The organism is Staphylococcus sp. EG-SA-15, assembly GCF_017151895.1.
Classification (GTDB): domain Bacteria; phylum Bacillota; class Bacilli; order Staphylococcales; family Staphylococcaceae; genus Staphylococcus; species Staphylococcus aureus.
The window spans coordinates 71,640-82,287 of sequence record NZ_JACVZN010000008.1; the positions used below are offsets into that span (position 1 = coordinate 71,640).

General features: G+C 32.1%; 11 protein-coding genes and 2 pseudogenes. All 13 read right to left on the reverse strand.

What is annotated here, in order from left to right:
* Positions 1-115: 115 nt before the first annotated feature.
* Positions 116-433, reverse strand: a complete 318-nt coding sequence (locus tag IDG64_RS05880) for a nucleotide pyrophosphohydrolase (protein ID WP_000839931.1) — start codon at positions 431-433, stop codon at positions 116-118.
* A 335-nt stretch (positions 434-768) separates the two neighbouring features.
* On the reverse strand, positions 769-1,449 hold the full coding sequence (locus IDG64_RS05885) for a zinc metallopeptidase (protein ID WP_031774998.1): 681 nt from the start codon (positions 1,447-1,449) through the stop codon (positions 769-771).
* A gap of 71 nt (positions 1,450-1,520) precedes the next feature.
* Entirely contained in the window at positions 1,521-2,108 is a 588-nt protein-coding gene (locus IDG64_RS05890; RefSeq protein ID WP_000154684.1) for a DUF1405 domain-containing protein, read from the reverse strand.
* Positions 2,098-2,673 (reverse strand): YpiB family protein, encoded by a 576-nt coding sequence (locus IDG64_RS05895; protein ID WP_000005212.1) that lies wholly within the window; start codon positions 2,671-2,673, stop codon positions 2,098-2,100. The genes IDG64_RS05890 and IDG64_RS05895 overlap by 11 nt, the downstream gene beginning before the upstream one ends.
* 13 nt (positions 2,674-2,686) lie before the next feature.
* On the reverse strand, positions 2,687-3,931 hold the full coding sequence (locus IDG64_RS05900; RefSeq protein ID WP_000389534.1) for a tetratricopeptide repeat protein: 1,245 nt from the start codon (positions 3,929-3,931) through the stop codon (positions 2,687-2,689).
* 6 nt (positions 3,932-3,937) lie between these two features.
* A complete protein-coding gene (gene aroA / locus IDG64_RS05905) occupies positions 3,938-5,236 on the reverse strand; it encodes a 3-phosphoshikimate 1-carboxyvinyltransferase (RefSeq protein ID WP_000245894.1) in 1,299 nt (432 codons plus the stop codon).
* A 9-nt stretch (positions 5,237-5,245) separates the two neighbouring features.
* On the reverse strand, positions 5,246-6,310 hold the full coding sequence (gene aroB, locus IDG64_RS05910) for a 3-dehydroquinate synthase (RefSeq protein ID WP_000776323.1): 1,065 nt from the start codon (positions 6,308-6,310) through the stop codon (positions 5,246-5,248).
* 25 nt (positions 6,311-6,335) lie between these two features.
* A complete protein-coding gene (gene aroC, locus IDG64_RS05915) occupies positions 6,336-7,502 on the reverse strand; it encodes a chorismate synthase (RefSeq protein WP_001269920.1) in 1,167 nt (388 codons plus the stop codon).
* A gap of 385 nt (positions 7,503-7,887) precedes the next feature.
* Positions 7,888-8,089 (reverse strand): annotated as a pseudogene (locus tag IDG64_RS05920) (hypothetical protein).
* Positions 8,090-8,297: 208 nt separating this feature from the next.
* A complete protein-coding gene (gene ndk / locus IDG64_RS05925) occupies positions 8,298-8,747 on the reverse strand; it encodes a nucleoside-diphosphate kinase (RefSeq protein ID WP_000442480.1) in 450 nt (149 codons plus the stop codon).
* A gap of 91 nt (positions 8,748-8,838) precedes the next feature.
* On the reverse strand, positions 8,839-9,798 hold the full coding sequence (locus tag IDG64_RS05930; protein WP_001096479.1) for a polyprenyl synthetase family protein: 960 nt from the start codon (positions 9,796-9,798) through the stop codon (positions 8,839-8,841).
* Between the two features lies 1 nt (position 9,799).
* A complete protein-coding gene (locus IDG64_RS05935; RefSeq protein ID WP_000774684.1) occupies positions 9,800-10,525 on the reverse strand; it encodes a demethylmenaquinone methyltransferase in 726 nt (241 codons plus the stop codon).
* Between the two features lie 2 nt (positions 10,526-10,527).
* Positions 10,528-10,648: pseudogene (locus tag IDG64_RS05940) on the reverse strand (heptaprenyl pyrophosphate synthase subunit A); the annotation flags it as partial.

Here is a 10,648-nt window from a genome sequence, read left to right on the forward strand (position 1 = left end):
ATAATCATTCATCTAGTTATACTTACTTTAAAAATAATATAATTTCATGCGATGCAATTCATTGGTCTATGTTTTTAATCTTAATCAAATCCAAATAAAGCATATATTTTTATATTCACTTTCTTTCGAATCGATTTTTATCTCTTGTATTAAACTTTTCCATTGTTTCATTAAAGCTCTCTGTCATATCTATTCCCATTGAATTCGCTAAACATAACAACACAAATAAATTATCACCTAATTCTGCTTTAATCGTATTTGCTTCCTCTGAATCTTTCTTCTTTTTTTCACCATAGGTATGATTTATTTCACGTGCAAGTTCGCCCACTTCTTCAGTCAATCTAGCTAAGTTAGCTAATGGTGAAAAATATCCTGTTTTAAATTGTCCAATATATTTATCAACTTCACGTTGCATTTCTACCATTGATTTCATTTCTACGTTCTCCTTATATTGCATTTCTAATATAGTATATATCAATTTGAAGTCTCATGCATGTTTAGTGCAATCTACTGACTCTAGCTAAACTAGATGACAAGTTGTTTATTTTAGAAGTTTAATAATTCAGTTTATATAAATGTAATGCATTCCTAACTAAATTAAATCAATTGAAATTGCGATTATAACTTTATGATTCGTACCACTACAATAAAATAATATAATGAATAATCTACCATTAGAAAAATAAGCACAAAAAAACTAGCAATCACACAAAATGTGATTAGCTAGTTAATAAGTGTCTAATTTAAGTTAATTGTTAATCTATAAGATTAATCACTTGAACGCGCAAGCAAAATGATACGTACAAGCTCTGCTACAGCGACAGCAGTTGCTGCAACATAAGTCATTGCTGCTGCAGATAATACTTTACGCGCATGCTTGTATTCTTTTTCATTTACAATGTTCAATGCCGTAATTTGTTTCATCGCTCTTGAACTCGCATCAAACTCAACTGGTAACGTAACAATTGAGAATAATACCGCTAATGACATTAAACCAGCACCAATCCATAAAGCAGTTGAACCAAATGCACTACCTATCGCTGTTAAGATAATACCTAACATGATGATCATATAACTTAATGAACTCCCTAGGTTTGCAACAGGTACTAATGCTGCTCTGAATCTTAAGAACCAATATCCTTGGTGATCTTGAATGGCATGACCAACTTCGTGGGCTGCAATTGCAGTTCCAGCAACTGATGGTCTGTCATAGTTTGCAGGAGATAGTGAAACAACTTTCTTTTTAGGATCGTAATGATCTGTTAAGAATCCTTCACCTTTAACAACTTCGACATCATAAATACCGTTTGCATGTAAAATTTCTAATGCAACTTCACGACCCGTTTTACCACTAGTTGATCTAACTTGTGAATATTTCTCATAGTTAGATTTAACTTTGTGTTGTGCCCATAAAGGAAGCACCATTAATATTACGAAATAAATTATCATAGTAAAAATTGAAGACAATAAACTCACTCTCCTTTATAAATATTTTACTGTCATTTGCCGTTTTTATCAAATCATTTACACTTTAATAATTTGTTTAATTCAATATAAAGCAAAAGTCCAAAAACACTCAGACAACATGATAATACACCAATTTGCCACACATGCGTAGTTATAAAATCATAATATGGAAATTGAAGGTGAAAATAGTCAATATAATCATTCAAAAATACCCAAGTCATCGCTACACTGATTCCAATCATAGAACGTTTAAACCTAGGATAGAAGTAAATTGCCTGAACGGCCATTATACTGTGGGAAAACATTAATATCAAACCATTTACTGTAATATCACCTTGTTCAATAATAAATAATATATTCATAATAACTGCCCAAATCCCATATTTGAATAATGTTACAAATGCCAGTGCATCGATAATACTATTTTGTTTTTGAATTAATATCAATGTGATAGAAATAACTAAGTATAATATTGCAGTTGGGCTATCTGGAACAAAAATCTTAAAATGCCACGGCGTATGACTTAATTGTTCACCATACCATATATAACCATAAATCATCCCTAATATATTACAAATGAGTAGCATCATTAACCAAGAACGTTGATAAAGTGTATATTGCCAAAATGTATTAATCGTCATCTGCTAAGTCCTCAAATTGATTATGTTTATTTACTAGCTTGAGTGTATTTAAAATTTGCGTTAGTTGATAAAAACGTTGCTTTTCATTCATCTGTAAACTTAAATCAATATTATGTAGCAAGTAATCTATTAATAACGCATGTTTATGCCGATCTATAGCCATACTATTTAAGTCATGAAGATAAGTTTGATAACTGGGCGATTCCGTTAGTTGAGCAACTATTAAATCATCTAGCCTTTGCTCACGCTTTGACACGTTTGCGAAGTGAATTTGAATATCAAAAGCACAGTTATGATTAGCGATATAATCAAATATTTCATTTGTATTCATTAACTTTATATTACGCTTAGTAAATTGAATTGCAGAAGCGTGACTTCCCACTTCTGCAATTTCTAATGTTTCATGATGATTAATTTTTGTATCTACAAAATGAATGTTTGCCAATTTCGCCTCATTCACTTTTATATAGTTAAGCACCCAAACTGCAATACGCGACTTAAATCGATATTGAAAAAGTAAATATTCAATAAAACTTTCTTTAATTTGATTGAGTGTCTCTGACATCAAATACCCCATTTTAAGATTGCAATCTTGATAATTCGTCATGCCAATTTTCGTTACTTGGTTCTAGTTCCAACAATTGATTTAAAATAGTAATTGCTTGTTCCTTTTGACCAATTTCAATTAAATAGAAATAATAATCACTCATAAAATCAATATTTGTTTTCATCGTTGGATATGCTAATTCAAAGAAATGTTGAGCTTCTTTATCTCGCTCTTCTTGACCATAGGCGAACGCTAAATGCCACATGAATGTAGGATCCAAATCTTCTTCATCTACATATGTTAATAATTCAATGATTGCTTCATAATCTTCTTCATTACGATATAAATCGCTTAAAATCAATAAAGGTTCTTGGTAAGCATTATCAACCTCTAATGCTTGTTTTAACAATAATACACCTTCATTAGCATCGCCGTGTTCTATTTCCAAACATCCAGTTGTATACATTAACTCTTTATAAAATTGACTTAGTCGTAATCCTTCTTTACCCGTCTCAATGGCATCTGGATAATTTTTTTCATTTTCATATAATGATTGTAAATACAAGTAGCCTTGAATATAATCAGGATCTTTAGAAAGTAATGTAGTCATTATTTTAATTGCTTCTTGAGTGATGTCATTTTTATCGTAAGAAATGGCTTTTTTGAGATAATCTTCTGAAGTCATTTCATCTTCATTAATTTCATCGTATAAGCGAATCGCATCACTATAGTTACCACTTTGTAAACTACAATCTGCCATACGAGAGAATAAGTTTACACCATTAACTTGATATTCACCAGTTTCTAAAACGGTTTCGTATTCAGAGGTAGCACGTAAATATTGACCATCATAATATAACATTTCAGCCAATGCAAAATGGATTATTGGATCATTTGGCTCTAGTTCAAGTGCTTCTTGTAATTTATCAATAGCAACTTCCATCATATTAATTTGTTGATATAAATCTGCTTCTAACATCAACTTTTCAGGTGATGGTTCAACATAACTTAAATATTCTAACGCTTCGTCAGTTTGATTTTCAGACATTAAACCTTCAATAAAATAAATCAGCAATTCACTTTCGTCTGGATATTTTTGATATAACACGCGGAATACTTCCAAACCTTGTGGCATTAATCCAAAATTGTAAAGTGTCTCTCCTAGAATAAATAATGCGTCATCGTTGTCAGTAGTTATTGCTTCATTAACACGAGAGTCTAAATTTTCTAGTTTTTGTAGATTGATATCGTCTATTAATTTATAGATATCTTCCATTTTATATTATCCCTCATTTTCTAAAAGCTTTAGTTTTGGTAAAAATCCTGGAAATGATACATTTACAGCATCAAATTGTTTGATTTTGACAGGCTCGCTTGAAAGTAGAGAAGCAACTGCAAGCATCATTCCTATTCGATGATCAGTTAAACTATCAACTGTTGCATTTGTTTTAAATTCTGACGGATGAATAATCAATCCATCATTAGTTGGTTGTAATTCAAACCCTAACAAGTTTAACATATCAGCCGTTGTATCAATTCTATTTGTTTCTTTTACTTTTAATTCCTCGGCATCTTTAATTGTACTCGTGCCAACTGCTTGTGTACAAAGTAATGCTATTACAGGCAGTTCATCAATTGCTTTTGGCACTAATTCTCCTTCGATTGTTATTGGTTGAAGCATTGGTGTGTATTGAATACGAATAGAAGCAGTAGGTTCAGCACCAGTTGTTTGATTGAAAAGTTGGATATTACCGCCCATTTTTTCAACAATATCAATAATACCTGAACGTGTTGGATTGATTCCAATATTATGAATCGTTACATCACTTCCTGGTGTGATAAGTGCTGCAACAATAAAGAACGCTGCAGATGAAATATCGCCAGGAACATGAAAATCTGCAGGTTTAATGTATCGAATTGCTTCAGGGGTTGTATTAATTGATAACCCTTCTGCTTCAATTGGAATATTAAAATGTTTGAACATCGTCTCAGTATGATTTCGACTTACATCTAATTCTTTAATGATGGTCGGTTCCTTAGAAAACAAACTTGCAAATAAAATGGCACTTTTTACTTGTGCACTTGCAACTTCCATTTGATAATTTATACCTTTTATGACAGATGGCTTAATAATTAATGGTGTATAATTATCTTCAATACCTTCAATATTCGCATCCATAAGTTTCAATGGTCTCAAGACACGATCCATTGGCCTTTTACCAATTGAAACATCGCCAGACAAAACACTTTCAATACCTAAACCACTTAACAAACCTGCCAATAATCGTGTTGTCGTACCAGAATTACCTGTATACAATACTTGATGTGGCGTGTTAAAAGATTGATATCCTGGGGAAGTCACAACTAATTTTTCATCATCTTCTTTGATTTCTACACCTAACAGTCGGAAAATGTCCATCGTACGACGACAATCTTCGCCAAGTAGTGGCTTATATATAGTAGATACACCTTCAGCTAGCGACGCCAACATGATTGCACGGTGTGTCATTGACTTATCGCCCGGCACTTCTATTTCGCCCTTTAACGGACCTGAAATATCAATGATTTGTTCATTTACCATTTCATTCACCTACTTAAAATATGTTTTTAATTGTTCACATGCATGTTGTAATGTTAGTTGATCAACATGTTGTACAACGATATCTCCAAATTGTCTAATCAAGACCATTTGTACACCTTGCTTATCATTCTTTTTATCACTTAGCATATATTGGTATAACGTTTCAAAATCCAAGTCAGTTATCATGTCTAAAGGATAGCCGAGTTGTATTAAATATTGAATATAATGATTAATATCATGCTTAGAATCAAACAAAGCATTCGCAACTATAAATTGATAGATAATGCCAACCATCACTGCATGACCATGAGGTATTTTATGATAGTATTCAACAGCATGACCAAATGTATGACCTAAATTTAAAAATTTACGTACACCTTGTTCTTTTTCATCTGCAATAACAATATCCAGCTTCGTTTCAATACCTTTAGCAATATATTTATCCATACCATTTAATGACTGTAATATCTCTCTATCTTTAAAGTGCTGTTCGATATCTTGCGTCGCTGATTCACCATTCAATAACGCATGCTTATAAACTTCTGCATAGCCACTTAATATTTGCTCAAATGGTAACGTCTTTAAAAAGTCTAAATCATAAATCACAGCAGTTGGACGATAAAATGCACCGATAAGGTTTTTACCTTGCTTTGAGTTAATACCCACTTTACCGCCAACACTAGAATCATGCGCTAGTATAGTCGTTGGCACTTGTATAAAGTGAACGCCTCGTAAAAGTGTCGCCGCAATAAACCCAGCAAAATCACCAGTTGCACCACCACCAACAGCAATAATTGCTGTATTACGAGTTACATGATGGGATAAAATATACTCTAATGTTTCTTGATATTGCTCAAATGTTTTCGTCTTTTCACCAGCTGGAATAATAACTTTATGTACATTTTCATATGATAAAATATCATCAAATTTATCAGCAAAATATTGATTTACATGCTCGTCAATTAATATAAAACTTTGATCAAACTGATCAATATACGTGCTAATATGGTCAATTGCACCGTGTTCAACATATATTGGATAATTATTTGAAGGGTATGTTGTTTGTAATTTCATGATTACACCTCAATTGTTCTTGTTGTTAAAACTCAATATTTAATTGTCTGCGGTCAGCAATTTGTTGTTGAAGTTGTTCAATATGGTTTGATTGAAACTCTTCAAGTAATGCTTTCGCTATTTCAAATGCAACAACGTGTTCACACACTATACTTGCTGCAGGTACAGCACAACTATCAGAACGTTCAATTGTTGCCTTAAAGTCTTCTTTAGTATTTATATCAACTGAATTTAATGGTTTATATAACGTAGGAATAGGTTTCATTACACCATTTACAATAATTGGCATACCATTTGACATACCACCCTCTAAACCACCTAAATGATTAGATCCACGATAATAACCAATTTCACTATTATATAGAATTTCATCTTGAATCTCACTACCTGGCTTTTCAGCTGCTTTAAATCCTTCTCCAAAGCTTACACCTTTAAAAGCATTTATGCTGACAACACCTTGTGCAATCTTACCATCTAACTTACGATCATAATGCACATAACTACCAACACCAACAGGCATATTTTCAACTACAACTTGAACGACACCGCCAATTGAATCTCCTTCATTTTTAGCTTCGTCAATTTTATCTCGCATTGCTTGTGCGATACTGTCATCAATTACACGAACATCATTACGATCAAGATTTGCTTTAAATGTTTCTGAATCATAAAAATCTTTATCTTTAATGCCACCTATTTCAACAACACGACTGTATATATCGATATCTAACTGTTGTAATAACACTTTACATAAGGCACCGACTGCAACTCGAGCTGCTGTTTCTCTAGCAGATGATCGCTCTAGCACATTTCGTAAATCACGATGATTATATTTCATACCTCCAACCAAATCTGCATGACCAGGTCTTGGTTTTGTAATAGTACGTTTCATATTTTCACGTTCTTCTTCACTTATTGGAGCTGCTCCCATAATTTTTCTCCAATGCGTAAAGTCATCATTGGTTACAACCATAGTAATTGGACTACCTAATGTATAACCATTTCTAACGCCTGATACTATTTCTACTGTATCTTTCTCAATTTGCATGCGTCGGCCACGACCATAACCCCCTTGACGCTTGAACATTTCTTTATTAATATCTTCAACTTTAATTTCTAAATTTGCTGGTATACCTTCGACAATAACTGTTAATTGAGGTCCATGTGATTCTCCTGAAGTTAGATATCTCATACACACTCGCTCCTTTCATACTTCCGCAATAACATTATAATATGTTGTTAATCTTATCACATTCATTGTGGATTCATAAATGTTTGTTTTCAAGCTTAATTAAGAAAATGGATGACATCTCATTTTAAATGTCAGAATTATCTTAATATTAAACGAACTAAAATTAATTATAATATATTCGTCTGTAGAAAAGTATCATGAATTTCTAAACAGTTGCATCATATAATCATTAATTAAAAATGATTAGCCGTTTTAATATAATCGTATCGCAACTTTAGCAAATAATATACTGACTACATTTCTTAATACAAAAGAACGAACTGTTAATTATTAATAAAGTTAATCAGTCCGTTTAAAAAAATTATGATATTAAAATATACATATGTTAAGCGCTTTTGTTATACTTTGACTTCAAAAATATAATCAATTCTTTTACTAATACATAAAAAAATATAAATGAGAGTCAGTATAAAAATAATTTTTGTTATAGGATTAAGTGGTTTATCTAAAAATATAGCACCATATAGTAATTCCATTAATTTTAAGAACATTAAAATCCCCAAAATAATCGAAATAATATTCTTCATTTTAACAACCCCTTCTCTCTGTTTAGTTTCATTTGATAAAGAATATTCCTCTCTTTTTAATACGTGTTACCAAAAAACTATAAAATTTTTCAAGTAATTTACTACAACATAAAAAACGGGCCTTGTTATGTATAATCATAATGACTAACCACATAACAAAACCCTTTCTACCTTTATAAATAAATCGTAAAGGTTTACAGTTTAAATTTTATTCATATAACCATGCATCACGTGGTGAAGCATAGCTAGTAATTTCATTTTCATTAAACCATAGATTAATTTCACGTTCAGCAGACTCTAATGAATCTGAACCGTGAATGATATTTCTACCAACAGTTAAACCTAAATCACCTCTAATTGATCCTGGTGAAGCTTCTGAAGGATTTGTGCTGCCAATAATATGTCTAGATACATTAACTGCATCTTCACCTTCAACTACCATTGCGAACACTGGTGCTGATGTAATAAATGAAATTAAATCATTATAAAATGGTTTACCTTGGTGTTCACCATAATGTGTTTCAGCAAGTTCCATTGGTACTTGCATTAATTTACCACCGACAAGTTTTAGTCCTTTTCTTTCAATTCTTGAAATTACTTCACCAATTAGATTTCTTTGTACTGCATCTGGTTTAATCATTAAAAATGTACGTTCCACTTTATGTATCCCCCTGTGTTTAATAGGTTTATGTATATTACTATTATATATTAACAGGTTGGTAAAGCGCTTTCAATACTTTTCATAAATACTACGTGTTTCTTGAACCCATTTTTTTCGTCAAACTTAAAAGTAGTGATTTCGGATGTCCATCTGGTAACTCAGAAATCAAATCCAAAGCTTTACTTAAATACTTCGAACTTACTGCCTTAGCCTCATCGATGCTGTCAGATTTTCTAATGATTTGGATACATTCTTCAAATTCTTTACGTTCACTATCACGACGTAATTGTTCAATTTTCAATTTGAAGTCTGGGTTTTTACGCATTTCTAATAAAATCGGTAACGTAATATGACCATTAAGCAAATCACTTCCGACCGGCTTACCTAATTTCTTTTCGGTACTTGTGAAGTCTAATACATCATCAATGATTTGGAAGCTCATACCTATATAATGACCAATCATTTTCAATTTTCGTACAGTCTCTTTATCAGATTGAGATGTAATTGCACCAACTTCAGTTGATAATTGAATTAACAGTGCTGTTTTGCGATTGATACGTCGTAAATAATTGATAATTGTCTGTTGACTGTTAAATTGGTCTTGAAATTGGAAAAGTTCCCCTCTACAAACATCAACGATAGATTCAGATATTAATTGATGTACACGATTATCTTTAACTGCCATTAAGTGTTCAAGTCCTAATGCCAATAAAAAATTCCCAGTTAAAATAGCAGTTGTCTGATCCCATTTCTTTGATATGGTTAACTTGCCTCGACGCTTGTCGCTTTTATCAATAACGTCATCATGAACAAGTGTTGCCATATGAATTAACTCTAATGCGACTGCAACTTGATACGTTTGTTCAGACGTTTGTTCATCTTTGCCAAATTGGCTACTCAGAATAACAAATGCTGGGCGTACTCTTTTACCACCAGAAGACAATAAGTGTAATGATGCCTGTTCTAATACAGAATCTTTACTTTTTATTGCCTTTTCAAGTCGTTGTTCCACTTTCTTAATTTCATTGTTCATGTTTAACTTTGCCACGTTAATCACCTTTGGTATTATCTTTTTCTTTATAGCCAAGGTGCATTGCAGCAACGCCCCCTGTAAAACTACGTACTCTTACATTTATGAAACCCGCTTCTTCAAACATGCGCTTCAACTCTTCTTTTCCAGGAAAATTAAACGTAGATTGCTGTAACCATTCATATTCTTCTTTTGATTTTGCAAATAATTTTCCAAAAATAGGCATAACAAATTTAAAGTATAATGCATACATTTGTTTAAAGACTGGCAAAGTTGGTTGGCTCGTTTCAAGACATACCACCATACCACCTGGTTTAAGTACTCTATTCATTTCTTTTAACGCGACTAAATAGTCTGGCACATTTCTTAATCCAAACCCAATTGTTACATAATCAAAAGAATTGTCTTCAAACGGCAATTCCATTGCATCACCATGAACAAGTTTAACATTTTCCATTGAAGCAGTTTTTTCTTTTCCTACTTCTAACATATTCTCACTAAAGTCAATACCAGTAACTTCACCTGTTGGTCCTACAGCTTTGCTTAATGCGATTGTCCAATCACCAGTACCACAACAAACATCTAATGCTTTCGTCCCTTTTCTAACGCCCATGTCTTTCATGACGCGTTTTCTCCATACTTTATGCTGCTCAAAACTAATAATATTATTTAATCTATCATATTTTTTTGAAATATTTTGAAAAACGCGATGTACTTGCTCTTTATTTGCTTTATTGTCAGCCATGCTTAATTACCTCTACTTTTTAAATAACTTTTTTGGATATCGTGTAAGTAATGCTTTACTTCACTTTGATTATATTTCTTGAAGTATGATGGATAGTAATCAGACATATCTTCAAATAAATAA